At 62.8% G+C, this 21,804-nt stretch carries 20 protein-coding genes and 2 pseudogenes; 3 read left to right on the top strand and 19 right to left on the bottom strand.

Features of this window, described 5'->3' with window-relative positions:
- Nucleotides 1-75: 75 nt before the first annotated feature.
- From ACP15V_RS15360 to ACP15V_RS15350, 3 genes are all read right to left on the bottom strand, one after another.
- Nucleotides 76-1,416 carry a sigma-54-dependent transcriptional regulator gene (locus ACP15V_RS15360; protein WP_424944602.1) on the bottom strand — a complete coding sequence of 447 codons (1,341 nt, stop codon included), beginning with the start codon at nucleotides 1,414-1,416 and terminating at the stop codon, nucleotides 76-78.
- Entirely contained in the window at nucleotides 1,416-3,143 is a 1,728-nt protein-coding gene (locus ACP15V_RS15355; RefSeq protein WP_424944601.1) for a sensor histidine kinase, read from the bottom strand. The genes ACP15V_RS15360 and ACP15V_RS15355 overlap by 1 nt, the downstream gene beginning before the upstream one ends.
- 1,929 nt (nucleotides 3,144-5,072) lie before the next feature.
- Nucleotides 5,073-6,218 (bottom strand): alpha-D-ribose 1-methylphosphonate 5-triphosphate diphosphatase, encoded by a 1,146-nt coding sequence (locus ACP15V_RS15350; protein WP_424944600.1) that lies wholly within the window; start codon nucleotides 6,216-6,218, stop codon nucleotides 5,073-5,075.
- A 73-nt stretch (nucleotides 6,219-6,291) separates the two neighbouring features.
- On the opposite strand from ACP15V_RS15350, the gene ACP15V_RS15345 reads away from it, so the two are divergent.
- Nucleotides 6,292-6,990 carry a DUF1045 domain-containing protein gene (locus ACP15V_RS15345; RefSeq protein ID WP_424944599.1) on the top strand — a complete coding sequence of 233 codons (699 nt, stop codon included), beginning with the start codon at nucleotides 6,292-6,294 and terminating at the stop codon, nucleotides 6,988-6,990.
- On the opposite strand, the gene phnN is transcribed toward ACP15V_RS15345, so the two are convergent.
- From phnN to phnG, 8 genes are read right to left on the bottom strand one after another with little or no spacing between them, the layout of a single operon-like run.
- Nucleotides 6,957-7,523: a phosphonate metabolism protein/1,5-bisphosphokinase (PRPP-forming) PhnN gene (gene phnN, locus ACP15V_RS15340; protein ID WP_424944598.1), complete on the bottom strand. Its 567-nt coding sequence runs from the start codon at nucleotides 7,521-7,523 to the stop codon at nucleotides 6,957-6,959. The genes ACP15V_RS15345 and phnN overlap by 34 nt on opposite strands.
- Nucleotides 7,523-8,206 carry a phosphonate C-P lyase system protein PhnL gene (gene phnL, locus ACP15V_RS15335; RefSeq protein ID WP_424944597.1) on the bottom strand — a complete coding sequence of 228 codons (684 nt, stop codon included), beginning with the start codon at nucleotides 8,204-8,206 and terminating at the stop codon, nucleotides 7,523-7,525. The genes phnN and phnL overlap by 1 nt, the downstream gene beginning before the upstream one ends.
- Nucleotides 8,207-8,210: 4 nt before the next feature.
- Nucleotides 8,211-9,038, bottom strand: a complete 828-nt coding sequence (phnK, locus tag ACP15V_RS15330) for a phosphonate C-P lyase system protein PhnK (protein WP_424944596.1) — start codon at nucleotides 9,036-9,038, stop codon at nucleotides 8,211-8,213.
- Entirely contained in the window at nucleotides 9,035-9,904 is an 870-nt protein-coding gene (locus ACP15V_RS15325) for an alpha-D-ribose 1-methylphosphonate 5-phosphate C-P-lyase PhnJ (protein WP_424944595.1), read from the bottom strand. The genes phnK and ACP15V_RS15325 overlap by 4 nt, the downstream gene beginning before the upstream one ends.
- Complete coding sequence (locus ACP15V_RS15320) at nucleotides 9,904-10,497, bottom strand: HAD family hydrolase (protein WP_424944594.1); 594 nt, start codon at nucleotides 10,495-10,497, stop codon at nucleotides 9,904-9,906. Before ACP15V_RS15320 ends, ACP15V_RS15325 begins: the two co-directional genes overlap by 1 nt.
- Nucleotides 10,494-11,582 carry a carbon-phosphorus lyase complex subunit PhnI gene (locus ACP15V_RS15315; protein ID WP_424944593.1) on the bottom strand — a complete coding sequence of 363 codons (1,089 nt, stop codon included), beginning with the start codon at nucleotides 11,580-11,582 and terminating at the stop codon, nucleotides 10,494-10,496. Before ACP15V_RS15315 ends, ACP15V_RS15320 begins: the two co-directional genes overlap by 4 nt.
- Entirely contained in the window at nucleotides 11,582-12,181 is a 600-nt protein-coding gene (gene phnH / locus ACP15V_RS15310) for a phosphonate C-P lyase system protein PhnH (protein ID WP_424944592.1), read from the bottom strand. The genes ACP15V_RS15315 and phnH overlap by 1 nt, the downstream gene beginning before the upstream one ends.
- Entirely contained in the window at nucleotides 12,181-12,660 is a 480-nt protein-coding gene (gene phnG / locus ACP15V_RS15305; protein WP_424944591.1) for a phosphonate C-P lyase system protein PhnG, read from the bottom strand. Before phnG ends, phnH begins: the two co-directional genes overlap by 1 nt.
- A gap of 121 nt (nucleotides 12,661-12,781) precedes the next feature.
- Here phnG and phnF point away from each other — a divergent pair, with 121 nt between their 5' ends.
- Both phnF and ACP15V_RS15295 read left to right on the top strand, forming a co-directional pair.
- Nucleotides 12,782-13,507, top strand: a complete 726-nt coding sequence (gene phnF / locus ACP15V_RS15300) for a phosphonate metabolism transcriptional regulator PhnF (protein WP_424944590.1) — start codon at nucleotides 12,782-12,784, stop codon at nucleotides 13,505-13,507.
- A gap of 90 nt (nucleotides 13,508-13,597) precedes the next feature.
- Complete coding sequence (locus ACP15V_RS15295) at nucleotides 13,598-14,803, top strand: alpha-D-ribose 1-methylphosphonate 5-triphosphate diphosphatase (protein ID WP_424944589.1); 1,206 nt, start codon at nucleotides 13,598-13,600, stop codon at nucleotides 14,801-14,803.
- A 232-nt stretch (nucleotides 14,804-15,035) separates the two neighbouring features.
- Here the strand turns inward: ACP15V_RS15295 and ACP15V_RS15290 are convergent, their stop codons facing one another.
- The 8 genes and pseudogenes from ACP15V_RS15290 to ACP15V_RS15255 form a co-directional block, all read right to left on the bottom strand.
- Nucleotides 15,036-15,650, bottom strand: coding sequence for a chloramphenicol acetyltransferase (locus ACP15V_RS15290; RefSeq protein WP_424944588.1), 615 nt, complete (start codon nucleotides 15,648-15,650; stop codon nucleotides 15,036-15,038).
- A complete protein-coding gene (phnE, locus tag ACP15V_RS15285; protein ID WP_424944587.1) occupies nucleotides 15,650-16,978 on the bottom strand; it encodes a phosphonate ABC transporter, permease protein PhnE in 1,329 nt (442 codons plus the stop codon). The genes ACP15V_RS15290 and phnE (ACP15V_RS15285) overlap by 1 nt, the downstream gene beginning before the upstream one ends.
- Nucleotides 16,975-17,844, bottom strand: coding sequence for a phosphonate ABC transporter, permease protein PhnE (gene phnE / locus ACP15V_RS15280; protein ID WP_424944586.1), 870 nt, complete (start codon nucleotides 17,842-17,844; stop codon nucleotides 16,975-16,977). Before phnE (ACP15V_RS15280) ends, phnE (ACP15V_RS15285) begins: the two co-directional genes overlap by 4 nt.
- A 77-nt stretch (nucleotides 17,845-17,921) precedes the next feature.
- The gene (gene phnD, locus ACP15V_RS15275) at nucleotides 17,922-18,830 is read right to left on the bottom strand and encodes a phosphonate ABC transporter substrate-binding protein (RefSeq protein WP_424944585.1); all 909 of its coding nucleotides are present in this window, start codon (nucleotides 18,828-18,830) and stop codon (nucleotides 17,922-17,924) included.
- Between the two features lie 53 nt (nucleotides 18,831-18,883).
- Nucleotides 18,884-19,714, bottom strand: coding sequence for a phosphonate ABC transporter ATP-binding protein (gene phnC, locus ACP15V_RS15270; protein WP_424944584.1), 831 nt, complete (start codon nucleotides 19,712-19,714; stop codon nucleotides 18,884-18,886).
- Between the two features lie 401 nt (nucleotides 19,715-20,115).
- Nucleotides 20,116-20,535: pseudogene (locus ACP15V_RS15265) on the bottom strand (beta family protein); the annotation flags it as partial.
- Nucleotides 20,536-20,715: 180 nt separating this feature from the next.
- Complete coding sequence (locus ACP15V_RS15260) at nucleotides 20,716-20,958, bottom strand: type II toxin-antitoxin system Phd/YefM family antitoxin (RefSeq protein WP_424944583.1); 243 nt, start codon at nucleotides 20,956-20,958, stop codon at nucleotides 20,716-20,718.
- A 190-nt stretch (nucleotides 20,959-21,148) separates the two neighbouring features.
- Nucleotides 21,149-21,692, bottom strand: a pseudogene (locus ACP15V_RS15255) (recombinase family protein).
- Between the last annotated feature and the right edge of the window lie 112 nt (nucleotides 21,693-21,804).

Below are 21,804 nucleotides of genomic sequence, written 5' to 3'. Positions count from 1 at the left end.
CCCATCACGTCTGCCTATGAGGGAAATCGCCTGTGGCTTTGCCCCAGCCCTGCGGAAATCCGCAGGGCAAACCCCCTATAGCAGCGCGCCTTTGTCCAGCCCCAGCTTGACGATCTTTTCATTCAGCGTCCGGCGTCCGATTCCCAGCGCCTCGGCGGCGGCATCCATGCGGCCTTCATGGGCCTGAATGGCCTTGCCGATCAGTTCGCGTTCAAAGGCGGCGACGGCTTCGCGCAGGGTGCCGGGGATGTCGTCCAGATGCTGATCGGCCTCGATCGCCTGGGTCATCGACCCGCCGCCGCGCCGCGCCGCCAGCACGCGGCGTTCACACACATTGCGCAATTCGCGCACATTGCCGGGCCAGTCATGGGCCAAAAGCGCCGCCAGATCATCTTGGGTCAGGGGCGGGACGGCCAGTTCGTAGATCCTGGCATAGCCGTCCAGAAAATGGCGCGCCAGCAGGGCAATGTCATCGCGGCGCTGGCGCAACGACGGCACGTTCAAGACCACGGTATTGATGCGAAAGAGAAAATCCTGCCGCAAGCGCCCCTGCCGGACCGCTTCGGCCACATCTTCACTGGTGGTCGACAGGACGCGAAATTCGGTTGTCACCGTTTGCGTTGCCCCCATGGGCAGCACCTGTTTGTCTTCGAGCACGCGCAACAGTTTGGCCTGAACCACAAGGGGGCAGGCGCAGACTTCGTCCAGAAACAGCGTGCCGCCCGAGGCCGCGGTCAACCGCCCCTCGCGTTCGCCGGCAACGCCGAACATCTCGGCCTCGAATGTGTCGGGGGACAGGGCCGCGCAGTTCAGCGCCAGAAACGGGGCCTGCCCATCCCCGCCCAGATCATGCAACGCCTGGGCGACCAGCTCTTTGCCGGTGCCGGTGTCCCCGGTGATCAGAACACTGGCCCCGATATCCGCCAGGGCCATCACATCCTTGCGCAGCGTTGCAATCTCATCCGTTTGCCCCAAAAGCACCCGGTCCAGCCCGGACAGGCGCATCAGGCGGTCTTTCAGCCGGGCATTGTCGCGCCGCATCCGGTTTTGTTCGGCGGCATGGGTCAGGATGCGCAGAAGGCGGCGCGGTTCATAGGGCTTTTCGACGAAACTATAGGCCCCGTCCTGCATCGCCTGCACCGCCATCGGAATATCCCCATGCGCCGAGATCAGCACCAGCGGCGGGGCGGTTTCGGGGTCCAGCGCGGCCAACAGATCCAAGCCGCTCATGCCGGGCATCTGCACATCGGACAAGATGACATCGGGGGGCGCATCTGCCAGGGTCACAGACACATGCGCCGCGCGCGAGGTCGCCTCGGCCCGCCACCCGGCGGCGGTCAGAAGATCCACAAGGGATTGGCGCATGGCCTTGTCATCATCGACAATCAAAACGCTATAGGGGCGCGTGTCCACCATCAAACCTGATCCTCTTCCAGGGGGGCATGGGGAAAGGTTACACGAAAAACGGCCCCGTCCGGGTCGATATTTCGCGCGGTCATCTCGCCGTCGTGATCCTTGACAATGCTGGCTGAAATCGCAAGGCCCAGCCCCATGCCACGCCCGCTGTCGCGCGTTGTGACAAAGGGTTCTTTCAGGTCCTCCAACGTGGCCGAGCCAATGCCGTGCCCGTTGTCTTCTATTTCGACCCAGGCCCGCGCGTCAGACACGCCCGCGCGCACCGTCAGCACCGGGGGGCTGCGGGTTTCACTGGCATCCAACGCGTTGCGCAACAGGTTGGTCATGACCTGTTCAACGCGCAGCCGAATGCCGCGAATGGGCACGGGCTGCGCCGGCAGATCCAGCACCACTTTGGCCCCGATCCGCTGCATGTTCGGGGCAACCAGCTCCAGCGACATGGAGATCGCATCGCGCAGATCCAGCGCCTTGAAGGCCTCGGTGTCGCGGCTTGCAAAGAATTTCAGCTGGCGGGTGATCCCCTCCATCCGGTCCACCAACCCCCCGATATCGGCGGTCAGCCTGGTCCCGCCGCCCGCGCCGATCTCGGCCGCCACAAGATGGTTGCGCATCGCCGCAATCGGCTGGCCCAACTCATGCGTGACCGAGGCGGCCAACCGCCCCAGCGCGGCCAGCCGGCTGGCGCTTTCCAACTCGCTTTGGGTGCGTTTCAGGCGGCGTTCGGCGGTCCGGCGTTCGGTGATTTCGGTGGCCAGCCGCGCGTTCGCCCGCCTAAGCTCGGCCTCTTCACGTTCCGACCGGCGCAGTTCCACATCCACACGGCGGGCGCGCTGGATCTGAAACAGGATCAGCGCGAGCGCGGCCAGGATCATCGCAATCGCCGTCACCAGCCACGCCCGCGTGCGCGCCTGATCATCGCGCGCAAAGAAATGCAGCTGCCAGCCATGCGGCAGGTCATCCGCCACCAGATGCAGATGTTCCGAGGCCCCGATCCGGGCACGTTGATCCGGCAGCGCGGCCCAGTCCAACGGGGCCAGATCCTGCCCCGCAAACTGCCGCACCGCCACAATCTGCCGCCGCCGTTCTGCCGACAGGGGCGCAAGCACGCGGTAGCGCCACGACGGATCGGAGGCCAGCAAAACCACCCCATCCCTGTTGGCCAGAAACACCCGTTCCCCCGAGCTGATCCAATTGTCTTCAAGCCCCGAAATATTGATCTTTATCGCCAGAACGCCAAGCATCTCGCCGGTCGTGTCATACACTGCATCCGCCATGAAATACCCCGGCAGACCCGTGGTGGCCCCAATCGCATAAAACCGCCCCTGCCGCCCCGAAAGCGCATCCTGAAAATAGGGCCGGAACGCATAATTCTGCCCGATGAAACTGCTTGGCTCCTGCGCGTTCGAGGCGGCAATGGTCTGGCCGTTTGGGTCAATCAGATAGATTGCATCCAACCCGGCCCGCGCCGCAAAATCCCGGATCCGCGCGTTCAACTGATCCGTCCCGCGCCCTTTCGCGGTCTCGATCACAAACGGATCGCGCGCCAGCACATAGGTCAGATGGGAAAACCGCTCCAACTCCCCCGAAACCGAGCTTTGATACAGCGACAGCCGCCCCTGCGCCTTTGAGAGTTCCTCGGATTGGAAATAGCCGAAAGACATCCTGAACAGGATGAACACAACAACCGCCGTCGCGACGACCGGAAGGATGAGGGACCGCAAACGCATGCAATTCGATTGGCGGGAAACGGCCGGGAAAGCAAGACTTTCTTGTTTTGGTCCGGCCTGTCCGGGCCCACTCGGGCCTGTCCGGCCTGTCCGGGCCCACTCGGGCCTGTCCGAGCCTATTCGGGCCGGGCCGGACCGGGCCGCGGCACACCCTGTTTGGCGCAACCGTTGAACGCGGCGCGGTCTGGTCGGTCTATCTGGGCCATGACGGGCGCGCCGTATTCTCCTATGCCAGCGGCAACACCGGCACGGCGCGCTGGCGCGTTGCCGACAAAGAGGTGATCTGTTTTACCTTCGATGACAGCGGCAAGGAAACCTGCAAGCGCGGCAGCGCCTATGGCATTGGCAGCGGCTGGTCCACGGTCTATCCACGAGAGGATGGCGGCTGGCGCCCCTATCAGGAAGACCCGCATGGCTCTTCGCGTATTTTTGCCGCCTGGCCGGGTCATCACCATCACAACCCCGCCTCTTTCACCGGAGATCTGCGCGCGTCTCTGCCCGGCCGGCTTTATGTCGACAAAGTGGGGACAGGCATATTCGCGGTTGAGGTGCGGCCCGACGGCACCGGCGCGCTGTTGTCATCCAGGGGGACACGTCAGATCAAAGAAACCGACTACGGGGCGCGCCATATTTGCATAGATGGGGAATGCGCGGACCTGCGGATCGAACATGATCGGCTGCGGCTGTACAATCGCGGCAACGACTGGTCCGAGGGCAACCTGATCTATCTGGCATTGGGCCGCTATGACAGGCCGGCCGCACCAAAACCGCAAAAGACGCCTGAACCCGCCCCCTTGGCCGATACCGTGGCCAAGGCCCCCTCTGCCGAACCGGCCCCGGACGACGATTGCAGCGGCAATATTTTCGGGGGTGCCGCCACCGCGTGTGCCGACGCGAAGATCAGCGCGGCCCGAGAGGCGGCTTTGGCCGCCGCCGGGGCGAAACCTGCACCGCCTGTCGAGAGCGCCCCTGAACAAGACACCCGAGAGATCGAGTATCCCTGGTTTGGTCGCTCTGCCGACATCCCCAGCCGAAACGCTAAAACATGGGATCTCGGGGATCCGGTTCGGGTTGATTTTGAAAACGGATCGCCACGGATCGGCGGGCGCGTTCTGGTGCCGGGATTCACACCTGAGGCAGCACGCATTGTTGCGGTGACGGACTCCTTTGCCCTGATCCGCTATGTGGATCGGGGGCTGCCAAACGGCTGCGCCGAAGCCTATCGCTGGATCTGGGTCACGCAACCTGATTACGGGCTGATGTCGCCCCCGTTCGGCGCGTGCTCCGAGGCCGAAGAGGTTGAGGTGACATGGCAGGGCGCCAAGCTGCTGGCAACACTCACGCCGAAAGCTGGGGTGGCGAGCACGTTCAGCACCTTTCCGTCACGCCGGGATGGCCGCAATCCGATGGGGGTGTTTGTCGCCGCTGGTCCGTCGATAGAGTTCGCCCCGCTCGATGAAGAAGATTGGAAAGCCGTCGAACGCCGCGAAGCCAAGGCCCGCCAGGCCGCCGAAGAGCAGCAAAAACTGGAAGCGCAGCGTCAGGCCCAGGACGCCCGAAGCGCCAAACGCGCAGCGCAACTGGAGGCCCAACGACAGCCCGCCAGACCCGCTGGGCAACTTGACGGCGGGAATGCCTTCGACATCCTGGCCCAGGATGCTGTGCAATCCGCCATCGCGGGGGCCGAAAACGCAAAGGGCCTGCGGGACCTGTTCGCGCAGCATTTCACCAGCGCAACATATATGCCGGAAAACAGGCGGGTCGGCGATATTTACATAGGGGTGGCCTGCGGCCCGGACGGCTGTGAAAAACTTCAGCTCATGGTGCTTTATGGCGGCCGATCTGGTGCCGGATCACACACGCTAGCAAGCGGGGCCGGCCCGGACACGGCGCACCCGCGACGGAACAGGCCGGCCCATGCGCCAAAACCTACCCGACCTGGCGTCCTTCCGACCACACCCCGCGCAGGACCGGGGCATGTTCGAACCGGGCAAAGCGGATCAGATCCGCCCGTTTGCCCACCGCAATCACCCCGCGATCGACAAGCCCGACGGCGCGGGCGGGCGCGTGGGTGACGGTTCCCAGACCGCGCGCCAGATCGCCCCAGAGATCCCCCAGTTGCAGCGCGGCCAGCATCAGCGACGAGGGCACGTAATCCGACGACAGGATGTCCAGAAGGTCCAGCCGGGCCAGCTCTGACGCCGCCACATTGCCGGAATGCGACCCGCCGCGCACCACGTTGGGCGCGCCCATGATATTGGCGATGCCCGCCGCGTGGCCCGCCCGCGCCGCCTCGACCGTGGTGGGAAATTCCGCCAGATGGATGCCATAACCCGCCGAGGTCGCCACCTGCGCCGCGGTGGTGTCATCATGGCTGGCCAGGGTCGCGCCAAGGCGCGCGGCGTGATCCACCGTGGCGCGTTCATGGGCCACGCCCAGCCGGGCCTGCAACCCGGTCAGGAAGGCGATATAGTCGTCAAACTCCGCGTCCTGCATCGCGTATTTGCCCTGAATATAGCCCTTGAATTTCGACACATCCGAGAACTGCCGCTGCCCGGGCGTGTGATCCATCATGCTGACAATGCCCACGCGGTCCTCGGGCGAAAACTCCGCCAGCTCCTCGGGCAGGGTTTCCGAACAGATCTCCGCGCGCAGATGCAGGTGGTGCGAGATCTTCAGCGCGCCTTTGGCCCGCAACGCCAGAATTTCATCGGCCAGCGCGCGGGCATATTTGCCGTAATTCCGGCGCCCGTCCGAATGGATCGACCCCACCCGCAGCGCATCAAAGACGGTGGTGATCCCGACGGATGCAAGCTCGGCATCATGGGCGACAATCGCCGCATCATGGGGCCAGTCCACGCGCGGGCGCGGGCGCATGTGGCGTTCCAGATTGTCGGTGTGCAGCTCCACCAGCCCGGGCGCGATGTAATCACCGCCGCAATCCACGGCCCCCGTCGGCACATCGGTGCCCGGGTCGATCGCGGTGATCTGGCCGGTCTTGACGGTCAGGGCCCCGGTGATCACCTCGGTTTCCAGAACAAGTTTGGCATTGGCGAGGGTGAAGGTCTGTGTCATCTGAATGTCACGCTTTGCTGTCAGGGAAGGGCCGATTTCGACAGGGGTCCATCGGGCCGGGAATGAGGGTGAGATGAAGTTCAACCGCTATGCGATTTACTACACGGCGCCGCAGGGCGCACAGGGCGCGCTGGCTGAGTTCGGGGCCAGCTGGCTGGGCTGGGACGTGGCGCGCGGGCGCGCGGTGGCCCATCCCGATCTGCCCGGCCTGTCGCGGTCCGAGATTGCCGAGATCACGCAGACGCCGCGCAAATACGGGTTTCATAGCACGATCAAACCGCCGTTTCGTCTGGCCGAGGGCACGGATGCCGACGGTCTGGCGCAGGCATTTGAACGCGCCGCGGGTGAGGTCGCGCCGGTGACGCTGGACGGGTTGACGCTCGCCCAGATCGGTCGGTTTCTGGCGCTGGTGGTGGAGGGCGACCAAGCCGCGCTGGCGGGGGTGGCGGGCCATATGGTGGCCGCGCTCGACGGGTTTCGCGCGCCCGCCAGCGACGCAGAGCTGACCCGCCGCCGCGCCGCCGGGTTGACGCCTGTGCAGGACAGATTGCTGGTGACATGGGGCTATCCCTATGTGTTTGACGAATTCAGGTTTCACCTGACCCTGACCGGCGCGCTTGACCCCGGTCGGGCCGCGCAGATCCGCGATGCGTTGGTCCCGGTGCTGGGGCCGATCCTGCCGCGCCCGTTCCGGGTGGTTGACCTGACCCTTGTGGGCGAAGATGCCGATGGCCGGTTTCATGAAATTTCCCGCGTGGCGTTGGGGGCCTGATCGCGCAGCCGGTTGAGGATGGTTGTCACCGTGTCCTGCAGCGCGCCGTCATTGGCGACCTCGATCACGTGCAACCCCTCGGGCAGATCGACCTGCCGGGCCAGCCGCCTGGCAATCTCATCCGCGCTTTCGCGTCCGCGCGCGGCCAGCCGGTGGGCCAGAACCTCGGGGCTGGCGGTCAGGTTAATCACGGTAAAGCCGGGGAACGCGGCGTGCGCCTCGGTCAGCACCTGACGCGACAAGTTGACCAAGGCATCGCGGCCCTGATCGAGGCAGGCCAGTTCCGTTTTCGGGATGCCATAGCGCAGGTCATGCGCGCGCCAGTGCAGCGCAAAACGCCCCAGCGCGAGGTCCATCACAAATGCCGTGTCATCGCAGCCGTCAAACCGCTCGCCGCCCGCCGCACTGGGCCGGGTGATCACGCGCCGCACCAGGTGGAAATCTGCCGCCTGCGCCAGCGCGTCCATCACGCTGTCCTTGCCCACCCCGGAGGGGCCAACCACGGCGATCAATCTTCCCGGTTGGGCCTGCATCAGGCATCCCCTTTCGGCAAAAACCCTGCCACGTCCAGGACCCGGTCACAGACCCGGTCGCGCGCGGCCTCGTCATGGAAGATCCCCACAATCGCCGCGCCCCGCGCCTTGGCCTCTTCGATCAGGCACAGCACCGTTTCGCGGTTTTGCGCGTCAAGGCTGGCGGTGGGTTCATCCAAGAGCAGCGCGCGGTAGGGGTGCACAAAGCCACGCGCGATATTCACCCGTTGCTGCTCGCCGCCGGAAAAGGTGGTTGGGCTCAGCGACCAGAGCCGTTCGGGGATGTTCAACCGCGCCAGAAGGGCGGCGGCCTTGGCGCGCGCGCCGTCCGCGTCTTCGCCCAACGCCAATAACGGCTCGGCCACAACATCCAGCGTCGGCACGCGCGGCACCACGCGCAGGAACTGGCTGACATAGCCCAGCGTGGTGCGGCGCAGGTCCAGCACGTCACGCGGGTTGGCCCCGACCACCTCGACCCCATCCACGCGGATGGATCCCGATTGCGTCAGGTAATTGCCGTAGATCATCCGCATCAGGGTGGATTTCCCCGCCCCCGACGCGCCCGCCAGCGCCACGCATTCGCCCGGCGTGACCGCAACATTGGCGTCGCTCATCACCGTGATCACGGCAGACCCCTGATTGTGCAGGGTAAAGCTTTTTTCGACATTTTGTATGGAAATCATGGCGTTACACCTGCAGAACGGAGGAAACAAGAAGTTGCGTATAGGCGTGTTGCGGGTCATCCAGCACCTGATCGGTCAGGCCGGTTTCCACCACGTGGCCATCTTTCATCACCATCAACCGGTCCGCAAGCAGACGCACCACAGCAAGGTCATGGGTGACGATGATCGCCGACAGGCCCATCTGCCGCACAAGCCCGCGCAGCAGATCCAACAGCCGCGCCTGCACCGAGACATCCAAGCCGCCTGTGGGTTCATCCATGAACACCAACCGCGGCCCGGTGACCAGATTGCGCGCGATCTGCAGGCGCTGCTGCATCCCGCCGGAAAAGGCCGAGGGGCGGTCATCGATGCGGCTCTCGTCAATTTCCACCCGGCCCAGCCAATCCACCGCCTCGTCGCGGATCTGCCCGTAATGGCGCGCGCCCACCGCCATCAGCCGCTCGCCGACATTGCCGCCCGCCGAAACCGACATGCGCAGCCCGTCGCGGGCATGTTGGTGCACAAAGGCCCAGTCGGTGCGCGACAGCATCCGGCGGTCGGGTTCGGCCATGGTCACCGTGTCGACCAGCCCATCCGCGCGCGTGTCAAACAACACCTCGCCCTGATCCGGTTCCAGATGCCCGGCAAGGCAGTTCAAAAGCGTCGATTTGCCCGATCCGCTTTCGCCCACAATCCCCATCACCTCGCCGGGGTAAAGATCGAAACTCACACCGGTACAGCCGATGCGCGGCCCATAGCGTTTCTCGATACCCGCGACCCGCAAAAGCGGGCGCGGGGCGGGGTTTTCGGAACGCTCCGGGGAAAAGTCCTGGGACGGTTTTTGCAACGTCATGCCGAAATCTCCTGCATTTGGGGGGCGGCGGCGTTGGGGGACGCGGCCTGGCGCGCGGCGCAATAGGCCGTGTCGGAACAGACAAAGATGCGCCCGCCCTGATCATCGACGATCACCTCGTCCAGGTAACTGTCATCGGCGCCACACAGCTCGCAGCTGTGGTCGGCTTTGGATGCCTCAAACGGGTGGTCGTCGAAATCCAGACTGGTGACTTCGGTATAGGGGGGCAGGGCATAGATGCGCTGTTCGCGCCCCGCGCCAAACAGCTGGATCGCCGGCATGGTCATTTTCGGGTTGTCAAATTTCGGGATCGGCGAGGGGTCCATCACATAGCGCCCCTCGACCTTGACCGGATAGGCATAGGCGGTGGCAATCGCCCCGTGGCGCGCGATGTCTTCGTAAAGCTTCACATGCATCAGCCCGTATTCCTCAAGGCTGTGCATCTTACGGGTTTCCGTTTCGCGCGGTTCCAGAAAGCGCAGGGGTTCGGGGATCGGCACCTGATAGACCAGGATCTGGTCTTCGCTCAGGGGGGCCTCCGGGATCCGGTGACGGGTCTGGATCACACTGGCCTCTTCGGTCACTTCGGTCGTGTCCACACCGGCGGTCGCCTGAAAGAACTTGCGGATCGACACGGCATTGGTGGTGTCATCCGCGCCCTGGTCGATCACCTTGAACACATCCTCGGGCGTCAGGGTTGCGGCCGACACCTGCACCCCGCCCGTGCCCCAACCATAAGGCATCGGCATTTCGCGCGACGCAAACGGCACCTGATAGCCCGGGATCGCCAACCCCTTCAGGATCGCGCGCCGGATCATCCGCTTGGTCTGTTCGTCGAGATAGGCGAAGTTGTAATCGCTTTCCATTATAAAAGCCCCCGTGCTTTCAGGCCCGCGGCAAGCGCATCAGGCCCTGTGAAATGGATCGCATCCATGCCGGCGGTTTTGGCACCCAGGCAGTTGTGCAATCCGTCATCTGTGAAAATGCAATCCTCTGGGCGCACCCCGGCCTTGGCGCAGAAATGCTGATAGATTGCGACGCTGGGCTTCACCATACCAACCTCACCCGAGACGATGGTGGTCTCAAAGACCTCGGCCAGTTCGGGATGGGCCTTGCAGCCTTCGGGCCATGTCTCGGCGGACCAGTTGGTGATGGCGAAGACGCGCACGCCTGCGTCTTTCAAGGCGTAAAGGATGTCCCATGTCCCCGCGATTTTTGCCGGGACCGTGTGCCTGTAACGGTCCACATATTGCGCCAACCGGGCTGCATCATCCGCGTCTGGCACAAGCCGCGCGGCATCGGCAAAGGTCGCACCCGCATCGCAGGCATGGTTCAGTTTGTCGAACTGGATCCGGTCAAGAAACGCGCGGGCTTCGGCGTCGCCCAGTGCGGTCTGCCACGCGAGGGCCGGGTTCCATTCGATCAAAACCGCACCGATATCGAAAACAACATGTTTCATTCTGCGGCGTCCTGCACTTGGTCTGCCCCGGCCTTGCGGCGCAGCTTGCGCACCAGTTCCAGTTCCGATTGGAAATCGACGTAATGGGGCAGTTTGATATGTTCCAGAAACCCGGTGGCCTGAATGTTGTCGCAATGGGACAGGACAAATTCCTCGTCCTGCGCGGGGGCGCCCAGATTGTCTTCGCCCAGCTCTTCCCAGCGCAGCGCCCGGTCCACCAGCGCCATGGAAATCGCCTTGCGTTCGGACATGCCGAAGACCAACCCATAGCCGCGCGTGAACTGTGCGGGTTCCGATTTTGACCCGGTGAACTGGTTCACGGTTTCGCATTCGGTCACGGTGATGTCGCCGATTTCGATGGCAAAGCCCAGCTCCGGGATCTCGACCTCAACCGGGACCGCGCCAATGCGCAGCTCGCCGACAAATGCGTGGTTGCGGGCGTACCCGCGTTGGGTGGAATAGGCGAGGCTGAGAAGGAACCCTTCGTCGCCCCGCGCCAGCGATTGCAGCCGCAAGGGGCGGTTTGCGGGCAGTTCCATCGGTTCGCGCGTCAGGTCGGGCGGCGTGTCGGCCCCCGGACGTTCCTGCTGGATCACCCCTTCGCCATCCAGAAAGCCCAGCACATGCGGCACGCTTTCCGGTTGCGGATCCCCAACCGGGGCGTCGACCAATCCGCCTTCCGCCGCCAGTTTGAAATCCAAAAGACGGTGGGTGTAATCGAAGGTCGGCCCAAGGATCTGCCCGCCCGGCACGTCCTTGAACGTGGCCGAGATGCGACGGTCACAGGTCATGTCCCCGGTTGCAATCGGGTCAGACCCGGCGAACCGCGGCAGAGTGGTGCGATAGGCGCGGATGAGGAAAATCGCTTCGATCATATCCCCGCGCGCCTGCTTGATCGCCAGCGCGGCCAGATCCGGATCATAGAGTGACCCTTCCGCCATCACCCGGTTCACCGCCAGCGACAGCTGTTCGCGGATCTGGGCGACGGACAGTTCGGCCACCTCCGGGTCGCCCCGGCGCTCCTCGCCCAACCAGGCATGGGCGTTGTCAATGGCGCGCTCGCCCCCTTTTACGGCAACATACATCAGGCAACCTCCCCATCTGTCTTGCTGTCAGATACCTGTGTCGTGCGCGGCAGACCGGCCAGTTGGTCCCCTGCGCAGAAAAAGAAATCGAGGCCCAGCGGGAAAAGCAGGGCGTTTTTCTGGAAGGCCCCGGTTTCTGGCAGCGACAGGGTGGCCGCGTCCTTTATGCCCGGCCCACGCAGCGTGGCACCCGTCTGGCTCAGCCCGTCCATTTCAACAATCAGCGTGGCAGAGCGGTCCGGGTATTCCGGCGTGCCAATCGCAAACCGGTTCAGCGGCAAAAGCGCCTCCCACCGGCCCACTGCGAAATCGGCCTTATCCGCCGGGACAATCGGCGCGCCGGTGTGAAACTGCACCCAGGCGCGAATGTCGGCGGTGTCATGATCGCCAGCAAGGTGAAGCCCGGTGTCCGGGTCACAGAGCGTCAGCACCATGACACCCGCAGCCACAGACATCGGGGCAGGGGGGGTGGCCCCGTCAAGGCGTTCGATCCGCCCCGGTCGGGCAATCGCATTCATGATGGCGCGGAACTGGCGCGCGGCCTCGGTCGGGATGTCGTCAAACCCGCCCTGCATGGCGGTTGTGGTGGTGGTCTGCATCAATCTTCCCCCCGCACCATGGTGAAGAAATCCACCTTCGTCGCCGCGGCCTTCGCGGCGCGTTTGGACGTCGCGGCCGCCACGTGGTCAGCCAGCGGGGTCAGCACCCCGGCGCGTACCGTTTCGGCCTGATCCCCCTGCATCAAGGCATCCACCAGCGCCGCCGCGCGCGCCTTGTCCTGGCTGCGCCCCTGCACATAGCCATGCCCAACCGCGCCACTGTCCAGCTGCACCGCACAGCGCGTCACGGTCATTTCGCCAAGGTTGAAGGGCGCGCCCGTGCCGCCCGCGCGGCCCCGCACCATCACGGTGCCGACCTCTGGGCGGCGCAGCCAGGTAAAGGCCGGGTCCAGTTTCAACCCCGCCCACAGGGCCAACATCTCATCTTCTGGCGCTTTGGCCATCAGGCTCAGCCACGCTTTGCGCGCGGGGATATCGGGGATATCGGGGCCGGTTTCGGTATGTGTTTCGACTGTCATGCAGACACCTTGTCAAGTTGTCTATATTTCTATACTTCTAGACAAATCATCACGGATTCGCGCCGCTCTGGCAAGGAAAGTGTTGTGAAATTTTTGTGACGCCCGAGGTCAGGATCCAAGCATGAGCATCTGGAAAACCATTCACGACAGCCTGCTGCAGGACATTCAAAACGGCCAGTACGGGCCAGGCGACAAGCTGCCGACCGAGGCGGCGCTGGCCGCGCGGTTCGGCGTCAATCGCCACACGGTGCGCCGGGCGCTGGCGGAACTGGCCGCGCAGGATCTGGTGATTTCGCGCCGGGGGGCAGGGGTGTTTGTGCAACACGCCCCCACGGATTACCCCCTCGGGGCGCGGGTCCGGTTTCACCAGAACCTTAGGGCGGCGGGCAAGATCCCCGGCAAGAAAATGCTGGCCTTTGAAACCCGCCGCGCCAATGCGCAAGAGGCGCAGGCCCTGGCGCTGGAGGAGGGGGCAAAGGTCCATGTCTATGACGGGTTGTCCCTGTCGGACGGCCACCCGATTGCGGTCTTTCGCAGCATTTTTCCGGCAGAGCGTTTTCCCGAAATGCAGCAAGCACTGACCGAGATGAATTCCGTGACCGCCGCACTTGCGCATCACGGAGTTGCGGATTTTACCCGCGCCGAAACCCGCCTGTCGGCCCGGCCCTGCCCAGCCACGCAAGCGCGCCACCTTGGCCTGCGCGACGGGGCCCCGGCGCTCTTTTCCGAAGGCATCAATGTGGATCGCCAGGGCAGACCCGTCGAGCTTGGCCTGACCTGGTTTGCAGGCGAGCGCGTCACCCTGACGCTGGAGGGCACTGAGACGGCGCACACGTCACACAAGTGATACCTGACCGTCACATCCGCGATACAGCCCACCGGTAGGAACGGCGCGATCAAACCCCGATCGAAGCCCGATCCAAGAATGAGACCCGGAATGCCGCGCGACCCGTCCCACACCCTGCATCCCCCCCTTCCGTCCTTTCGGATGACCCATGCCACCATCCTGCGCGACCGCGAGATGCAGCGGCGGTCGGTTGTTGTGCAGGACGGGCGGATCTCGAAAGGCGCGCTGCCCGAAGTCAACCTGTCTGGTTATTGGATTTTGCCCGGCGTGATCGACCTGCATGGGGATGCGTTTGAACGCCATATGGCCCCGCGCATCGGCGTGCATTTCCCGGCCGAAACCGCACTTCGCGCAACCGATGCCGACGCGGCGGCGGCGGGGGTGACCACGGCGTGGCTGGCCCATGGCTGGAGCTGGGAAGGCGGGCATCGCGGCCCTGACGCGGCAGAGCGGTTCCTGGCGGAAATGAGCCACTACCGCCCCCGGGCGCATACGGATCTGCGGGTGCAGCTGCGCTGCGAGACGCATGCCATCGACACGGCCAACCGCCTGCAAGACGCGGTGGAACGGCACAAGATCGACTATGTGGTGTTCAACAATCACCTGGACGAGGCAACCAAACTGTCCATGACCCAGCCGGGGGCGCTTGCAAACTGGGCGCATAAGCTGGGCCTGCAACCGCCCGACCTGATGAGGGCGGTCGAGGCCGCCCGCGCGCAGGCCGGCGACGTGCCGCGCCACCTGTGCCGGTTGGCCGAACGCTTTGACCAGCTTGGCGTCAGCTATGGCAGTCATGATGACCCTGACGGGGACACGCGGGAAAGGTTTTCCATGATCGGCGCGCGGATCTGCGAATTCCCCCTGTCGAAATCTGCCGCCCAGGCGGCGCATGCGGTGGGGGATCCGGTGATCATGGGGGCCCCCAATGTGGTGCGGGGCGGGTCGCAATCGGGCAATATCGCCGCGCAACAGCTGATCCGGTTCGGGCTGTGTGACGCGCTGGTCAGCGATTATTACTATCCCGCGCTGACCCAGGCGGCCTTTCGGCTGATGGATGACGGGATACGGACGCTGCCCGAGGCCTGGGCGATGATTTCCTCGAACCCGGCCGATATTCTGGGCCTGTTTGACCGGGGCCGCATCGCGTATGGCAAGCGCGCGGATCTGACGGTGATCCATCAGGAAACGCGGCGGGTTGAGGCCACGATCTCGGGCGGGCGCATCACCTATCTGGCGGGCGAGGCGGCGCATCGGTTTACCCGGATGGGGGAACGCCTGTCCCTGGCGGCGGAGTAATCTCGCCCCACGAGGGGCCCTCGGCCAGGGCCTCGGGCCGCGCGGCGGCCATGGCTCATCTGCGATGAGCCTGAAGGGGCGCTGCCCCCGCGAGGCAAGCTCGCTCCCCCGGGATATTTGGAACCAGGAAAAGAGGCGCGCGCCTTATTTTCTAATCAGAAATATCCCGGGGTGAGCGGCGCAGCCGCGAGGGGCAGCGCCCCTGGCTGGGTTGATCTCAGGACATGAGGTCTCATTCGTATTTCTCAAGGAAGGCTTCGGCGCTGAGGGTGCGGAAATCGTGCAGCGAGGATCGCAGGCGGGTGTGGTCCCAATCCCACCAGGCCAGCGCGATCAGCCGGTTGGCAACCTGCTCTGGCTGGCGGGCGCGGATCGGTTTTGCGGGAATGCCTGCGACGATAGTGTAGGGGGGAACATCCTTGGTGACGATGGCGCCCGCGGCCACAACGGCCCCGTGGCCCAGGGTCACCTCCGGTTTCACCATCGCCCCGTGGCCAATCCAGGTGTCATGGCCAATCCGGGCCCGGCGCGCGGCGCGGCGGGCAAAAAACGCCTCATCCGCCTCGGCGTCGTCCCAATACATGTCAGACCGATAAAGAAAATGGTGGCAGGCGGCCGTGTCCAGCGGGTGATCCGTCGCCCCGATCCGGGTCATCGCCGCGATATTGGCGAACTTGCCGATCGTCGCATTGGCGATGTCCGAATAACGGTCGCAATAGGAGTAATCGCCGATCTGGGCGTTCACCAGCCGCGTGCCGCGCCCAATTTCCACGTAGCGCCCAAAGCTGCTGTTGTGGATCTCGCATTCGGGGTGCAGGACGGGGGCGTCGGGGGAGAGTTTCGGCATCAGTGCCCCTCCTGCCCGCCGATCAGGCGCTTGCGCAGCCAGCCCGAAATCCAATCCATCGCCATCACCATCAGGATGATCAGGGTGATGTAATAGGCAACCTCTTCCCAGTCTTTCTGGGTGATCATCGCCTGTGTCAGCAACAGGCCAATGCCGCCCCCGGTGATCGCGCCGATGATGGTGGCAGAGCGGGTGTTCGATTCCAGATAATAGAGCACCTGCGACAGGAAGATCGGGGTGATCTGCGGCAAGACGCCAAAGCGGTAGGTTTGCAACGGCCCCGCCCCGGTCGAGCGGATCCCTTCGATCTGCTTGCCGTCGACGTTTTCCAGTGTCTCCGAGAACATTTTGCCGAAACTGCCGGTGTCCGTGATCAGGATCGCCAGCGCGCCCGTGAGCGGGCCGGGGCCGAAAGCGCGCGCCAGCACGATGGTCCAGATCAGCGCATCCACACCGCGCAAAAAGTCAAACACCCGACGCGTGACCATGCGAACCCAAACAAAAGGCGCAAAATTGCGCGCCGCCAACAGCGCCAGCGGCAGCGCCACAATCGCCGCGCCGAACGTGCCCAGAAAGGCCATCAGGATGGTTTCGAAAATCGCCCAAGCCACCTGATGATGTTGCCACATGCGGTTCATCCAGAAATCCTGCCAGATCGCGCCCGCTTCGCCATTGATCGCCCGCCCAGCCAACGCCACCGGCCCCAGCCCGTGATAGGGGCTGTCGAGGGTAAAGAAGAAAAGCTCCCACCCCAGCGCATAGCGAAACACTTCGGTGCGGTTGCGGGTCACGGTCAGGCGGCCCGCGTCGGTCTTGATCGCCAGACGGTTTTTGGATGCGTTGATCCAACCCGGCACGTCGCCCGCAGGCAGCGTGGCGTTTACGCCGCCGCGCCCCGGATTGGCGGTGACCAGCCCGTAACCGGGGATGTCGTAGCGCACGGATCCGTCGGCCAGAAACCGCACCTCATGCCCTTTGGGCAGGGTGATCACCGTGTCGGTGCCAAGCGCGACCCAATCCGGCGACATCCCATCCGGATAGGCCCCTTTGCGCTCGCCTTCAATTGCGACCGACACCTCCCCCGTGCGATTGTCGCGGGTCACATGGGTCTTGTAGGAATAGCTGTCGCTGACCAGCGTCATCGCATTGTCCAGACTGGCCCGCTCGCGCAGGCCCGCAATGTCAAACGCGACAAAGATATAGGCGAAATAGGCCACGATCAGCAGCGGCACCATCAGGGCCACCACCCGTTTGCGCGCAAACAGCGCATCTGTGTCGCGGATCAGGCCGGCGGTGGTCGCGGTGGGCGAAAGGGTTGCGGCGCTCATGCCTGTGCTCCGATCATGTTGGATTTCTTGCCATGGGTCAGGCGGTCGCGCAGCACCGAGGACAGCTGATCGACCACAACGATGGTGACAAACAGCATCGCGAAAATCGCCGCCGCCTCGTCATATTGGCCTTTGCCCCAGGTCATCGCGTTCTTGAGCTCATAGCCAATGCCGCCCGCGCCGACAAAACCCAGAATGGCCGAGGCGCGGATGTTGATTTCTAACCGCAACAACGCATAGCTGAGATAGTTCGGCGCGACCTGCGGGATCACGCCCAGCACCATGCGCTGCGCCCAGCTGGCCCCGACCGAGGACAGGCCCTCCACTGGCTTCAACGAGGCATTTTCATTTACCTCGGAAAAGAGCTTGCCCAGGGCGCCCACCGTGTGAAAGGCAATCGCGATCATCGCGGGCACCGGCCCGCCGCCAAGGACAAAGATCAACACCAGCGCAATCACGATCTCGGGCACCGCACGCATAATGTCCATGATCCGGCGAAACACCGGGATCAGGCGTGGCCAACGGGCCATGCCGCGGGTGGCGAGCAGCGACAGGATCACCGCGCCCAACGCGCCCAGAAGGGTCGAGGCCGCCGCGATATTGAGGGTTTCCAAAAGCGAGGGGGCGTATTGCACGACATGGGCCGGGAACGCACCCAGCTTGCCCACCGCTTCGCCCAGCACCTCGGCGGGGAAGTCGAAAAACCGATGCCAGCCATCGATGAAACTGCCCGCGTTGCGGCGATCAGCGGTGCGAAACCCCGCCAGCATCAAGGCCACAAACACCGCCAGCATAATGCCGCCATACAGGCGTTTTCGTCGAACCATGTCCATGTAGGTCTGGTTGATGTGGTCGATATTCTGCATGGCCCTGCCCCCGTGCCCCCGGTTTAAAAAGACGGGCCCCGACCTGCGGGACCCGCCAACGGCTCATTGAAAATGCCTTATTTCGACTTCAGCTTGCGCGCCTCGATGATCACCTCATAGGCGTCATGGGTGATGGGCTCAAACGCGCGCGCTTCGCCCGCGGCCACACCGTAGAAACATTCGCGGTCTTTCTCGGCCAGGCCCGCCATCAGCGCGGTCATCTTTTCCTTCACATCGGCGGGCAGGGCTTTGCGCAGCACAACCGGGCCTTCCGGGATCGGTTTTGAGCGCCAGATTTCCACCAGGTCGTTCATGTCGACAAGGCCCGCATCCACGGCGCGGCGCAGGGCCCCGGATTTATAGCCGTCTTCCCATTCGCCCAGACCGTCGGCCCAGGTCACGCCGCCCGCAACGTCGCCATTGTTCACGGCAACGATGGTCTGTTCGTGACCGCCGGTGAATTTCACCTCACCGAAATAATCGCCCGATTCCATCGTGGCGTTGATCTTTTGCGGGATTTCAATCGACGGGATCAGGTAGCCCGAGGTCGAGTTGGGATCGCCAAAGCCAAAGGTCTTGCCCTTCAGGTCTTCCACGGTGGTGATGCCGCTGTCCTTGCGGGCAAACCCGATGGAGTAATAGCCATAACCGCCATCGGTGTTCACCTTCACCAGAACCGGTTCCACGGCTTCCGGGTCGGACAGATAGGTCTTGGCATAGCCCGACGCGCCCAGCCAAGCCATGTCGATGGTGCCGCCCAGAAGGCCCTGGATCACGCCGTTGTAATCGGCGGGGGCAAACAGCTTGGTGTCCACACCCAGCGCCTCTTCGGTGTATTCGCGCAGGCATTCATTGTTGTTCAGACGGTCCTGAGCGTTTTCGCCGCCCAGAATGCCGATGCGAAACTCGGTGATGTCCGATGCCATGGCCGGGGCGGCCAAGGCGGTGGCCAGAAGGGCCGTTGCAGCAGAAAGAAGGTGGTTCATTTGGATCTCTCCTGATGGGCGCCCTGTCCCATCTGTTGTTCGGTTCAAGTTCGTCAGGGCAGGTAAAGGGGGGTGCGGTCCTGGCTGGCCGCTTTGGGCGCAGCATCAAGAGCAGACAATTCGGTTGAGGTGGCCGCTTCGCTGAACGTGTCATCCGCGCCGTAAATGTCGCGCGCCACTCCGGCGGTCAGCTGTTCGGGGGTGCCGTCAAACACAACCCGCCCCGCGCGCATCCCGATCACCCGGTCGCAATAGCGCCGCGCGGTGTCCAACGTGTGCAGGTTGGCGATGACCAGCCGGCCATCTTCGTCATGGATCCGGCGCAGGGTCTGCATCACAATCTGCGCATTCATCGGATCGAGCGAGGCAATCGGCTCGTCCGCCAGAATGATCGACGGGTCCTGCATCAAGGCCCGCGCAATCGCCACCCGTTGCTGTTGCCCACCCGACAGCGCCTCGGCCCGTTTCGCGGCATGTTCGGCAATGCCCAGACGGTCGAGAATTTCGATGGCGCGGTGAATGTCGGCCTTTGGGAACAGGTTGAACATGGTCGCCAGGGTCGATTGCCGGTTCAATGTGCCATGCAGCACATTCGAGGCCACGTCCATCCGCGGCACCAGGTTGAACTGCTGAAAAATCATCGCGCATTGCGATTGCCATTCCCGCTTTGCCGCGCCGGTCAGCCGGGTCACATTGCGGTCCTTGAACAGGATCTGACCCTCGGTCGGATCGGCCAGCCGGTTGACCATGCGCAAAAGCGTCGACTTGCCCGCGCCGGAGGCTCCGATAATGCCGATCATGCAGGGGCGCGCGACCGAAATGGTCACATTGTCCACCGCGCGTTTGTCGCCAAAAGCCTTGGTCAGGTTGGTAATCTGCAGCATGTCGCCCCCTTCGTTTCGAGGGGGGGATATCGGCGTTTCCCAACAGCTTTATGTCGAGAACACAAAACTTCTGTAACAACAGCCTCGCGGCTTTGCCCCGTGCAGGGGACAGGGCCCTTCATTTTACATAACCCTCATTATCGGAGGTCTGATTGTAACGTAAAGTGATTGTCGGAGTACGTAATTAATGAGACCGAATTAATGAGATTCGTCTTCTCAGGAAATCAGAGACATAAGATTTTCCAACTTTCAGCGATTTTCATGGCTCAAGAAACTCCAAGTTGGCTTCAACACGGTGTAGTGTCCTCCCTGGATTGGAGTTATCCTGGATAGTAGAAGCGCCCAATTGGCTTCGTGAAGGACCCAAATGGCGACCAGGTCACACGCGGTACTGGCAACCATTATTCTTGGAATTCGTCGTCCGTGTCGGGCGCAGGGTCAAAATTGCCAAAGTTCATTTGCGTGTACAGATGCAAGTTGATCCGCGTTGCCGCCGCACGAGCCGGGGACATAATCGCGTTTTTGTCCCTATTTTTCTTTAGGCCGGTTGGATCATCAATCGCTGTCGCTGCGATCACGTAGGTCGCCCAAATTCCCAAATCCTTAGGGTAATTCTTACTAGCCATTGCGGCCTTTGCCGCTGCCGGAAAGCCTCCGTCCTCATCGCGAACACGGTAGATTTCCCATGTGCTCTGAGTGGACAGATCAATCCTCGGTGGGATCGGATGCCCGCCCCCGCCTCCCTCAGACGGACTGCGACTGCTGGCCCAATCTCCATAGATCAAACGCGCGGCGTTGTTATTGCTGATCAAGTTGTTGAATTGAACGCGCTCATCTTGAACTCTGGAGGCTTATATCCAGAGTGAAAGCTTCCAGAGGATTCGAGTCAACTATTTGTTATCATTGCAATATTACTATATTGCACATGGGGAGCAATCTCGCCAACTTTGTCACCATCACCCAGAGACATCGCCGTCAGTGCGCAGAGGTGAAATTTGCTCTTAGTCGTTTTCGATGCTGGCCTGCAATTCACTCGCAAGGCGGGTGGCTTCGGCATCATCCAGATCATCTACATGATGCGCAGTTTGGGTATCTTTGCATTGGCGCAAAGCTTCAAATTCTTCCGTGGACAGGACAACGAAGCGCGGCTTGCCGTGGCGCGTGATGGCAACAGGCTGTTGCGCGGCGAGGGCCAGAACGTCCCCGGTCTTATTGGCAAGATCTGTAGCGGAAAACTGTCGCATGGTATTTCTTCTTCCCGTTTGAGCTTACCGGCCTAGAAAAATAGGGGGCAGGATAGTTTAGCTAAAATAGCTAAATACCCATGGCTCAACAACACATAACACTACTTCAAACGTCACTACGTTGTGCCGGAGCATTCACTGAGAAGGACAACAGAGAATACCCTGCATGGCAGCGTATGCGCCCCGCTGATCAGCGCAATCTGGAAATTGTGGTGTGAGCTACACCAAGATCCAATGAGATAGCGCGACAGCTCTCACCATTTGCCATGCGCTCGCGGGCAATCTGGCGCTGATGCTCGGTCAGCTTCGGTTTCCGACCAAACCTGACACCCTGCTTGGCTGCAATGGCGCGACCCTCGTTTGCTCGGCGGGTGATGCGTTCCCGTTCGTCTTCTGCAAGAGCAGACAGAAACGCCAGAATGCCCTTGCCTATCGGTGTGGTCAGGTCGAGCCAGGGCTTATCAAGAACTTTCACATATGCCCCGCGCTCAGCAATCCGCTGAATGATGTTGATGCCGTCAATCATGGATCGCGTGGCCCTGTCCCACTGCGATAACAAACACGTCCCCTGCCCCAAGAGCGTCTATCGCACGTTCGAGCTGCGGCCTGCCCTTGACGGATTTCCCAGACATTTTCTCGCGAAAAATCTTATCGACGCTGGCGGCATTCAACGCGCCGATCTGACGATCAAGGGATTGCCCACGACTGGACACTCTGGCGTAACCAATAAGCATGGTTCAAGCCTACCAAACGCGCCCAATATATGCACCGGAAATATGCAACATCTGAATGGCCTTGTTTTCATGGGTCTGAGGCCTTGGTGCAAATATTATGAATTACGCAACA

It is taken from the genome of Aliiroseovarius crassostreae (genome assembly GCF_049803815.1).
Classification (GTDB): Bacteria; Pseudomonadota; Alphaproteobacteria; order Rhodobacterales; family Rhodobacteraceae; genus Aliiroseovarius; species Aliiroseovarius crassostreae_A.
The sequence above is the reverse complement of the archived record's forward strand: the minus strand, read 5'-3'. Positions and strand labels throughout refer to the sequence as shown.

Excerpts from the sequence above, each read along its gene's own strand:
- ACP15V_RS15360 (WP_424944602.1), bottom strand. The coding sequence starts at position 1,416 with ATGGTGGACACGCGCCCCTATAGCGTTTTGATTGTCGATGATGACAAG.
- ACP15V_RS15355 (WP_424944601.1), bottom strand. The coding sequence starts at position 3,143 with ATGCGTTTGCGGTCCCTCATCCTTCCGGTCGTCGCGACGGCGGTTGTT.
- ACP15V_RS15350 (WP_424944600.1), bottom strand. The coding sequence starts at position 6,218 with ATGACACAGACCTTCACCCTCGCCAATGCCAAACTTGTTCTGGAAACC.
- ACP15V_RS15345 (WP_424944599.1), top strand. The coding sequence starts at position 6,292 with ATGAAGTTCAACCGCTATGCGATTTACTACACGGCGCCGCAGGGCGCA.
- phnN (WP_424944598.1), bottom strand. The coding sequence starts at position 7,523 with ATGCAGGCCCAACCGGGAAGATTGATCGCCGTGGTTGGCCCCTCCGGG.
- phnL (WP_424944597.1), bottom strand. The coding sequence starts at position 8,206 with ATGATTTCCATACAAAATGTCGAAAAAAGCTTTACCCTGCACAATCAG.
- phnK (WP_424944596.1), bottom strand. The coding sequence starts at position 9,038 with ATGACGTTGCAAAAACCGTCCCAGGACTTTTCCCCGGAGCGTTCCGAA.
- ACP15V_RS15325 (WP_424944595.1), bottom strand. The coding sequence starts at position 9,904 with ATGGAAAGCGATTACAACTTCGCCTATCTCGACGAACAGACCAAGCGG.
- ACP15V_RS15320 (WP_424944594.1), bottom strand. The coding sequence starts at position 10,497 with ATGAAACATGTTGTTTTCGATATCGGTGCGGTTTTGATCGAATGGAAC.
- ACP15V_RS15315 (WP_424944593.1), bottom strand. The coding sequence starts at position 11,582 with ATGTATGTTGCCGTAAAAGGGGGCGAGCGCGCCATTGACAACGCCCAT.
- phnH (WP_424944592.1), bottom strand. The coding sequence starts at position 12,181 with ATGCAGACCACCACCACAACCGCCATGCAGGGCGGGTTTGACGACATC.
- phnG (WP_424944591.1), bottom strand. The coding sequence starts at position 12,660 with ATGACAGTCGAAACACATACCGAAACCGGCCCCGATATCCCCGATATC.
- phnF (WP_424944590.1), top strand. The coding sequence starts at position 12,782 with ATGAGCATCTGGAAAACCATTCACGACAGCCTGCTGCAGGACATTCAA.
- ACP15V_RS15295 (WP_424944589.1), top strand. The coding sequence starts at position 13,598 with ATGCCGCGCGACCCGTCCCACACCCTGCATCCCCCCCTTCCGTCCTTT.
- ACP15V_RS15290 (WP_424944588.1), bottom strand. The coding sequence starts at position 15,650 with ATGCCGAAACTCTCCCCCGACGCCCCCGTCCTGCACCCCGAATGCGAG.
- phnE (WP_424944587.1), bottom strand. The coding sequence starts at position 16,978 with ATGAGCGCCGCAACCCTTTCGCCCACCGCGACCACCGCCGGCCTGATC.
- phnE (WP_424944586.1), bottom strand. The coding sequence starts at position 17,844 with ATGCAGAATATCGACCACATCAACCAGACCTACATGGACATGGTTCGA.
- phnD (WP_424944585.1), bottom strand. The coding sequence starts at position 18,830 with ATGAACCACCTTCTTTCTGCTGCAACGGCCCTTCTGGCCACCGCCTTG.
- phnC (WP_424944584.1), bottom strand. The coding sequence starts at position 19,714 with ATGCTGCAGATTACCAACCTGACCAAGGCTTTTGGCGACAAACGCGCG.
- ACP15V_RS15260 (WP_424944583.1), bottom strand. The coding sequence starts at position 20,958 with ATGCGACAGTTTTCCGCTACAGATCTTGCCAATAAGACCGGGGACGTT.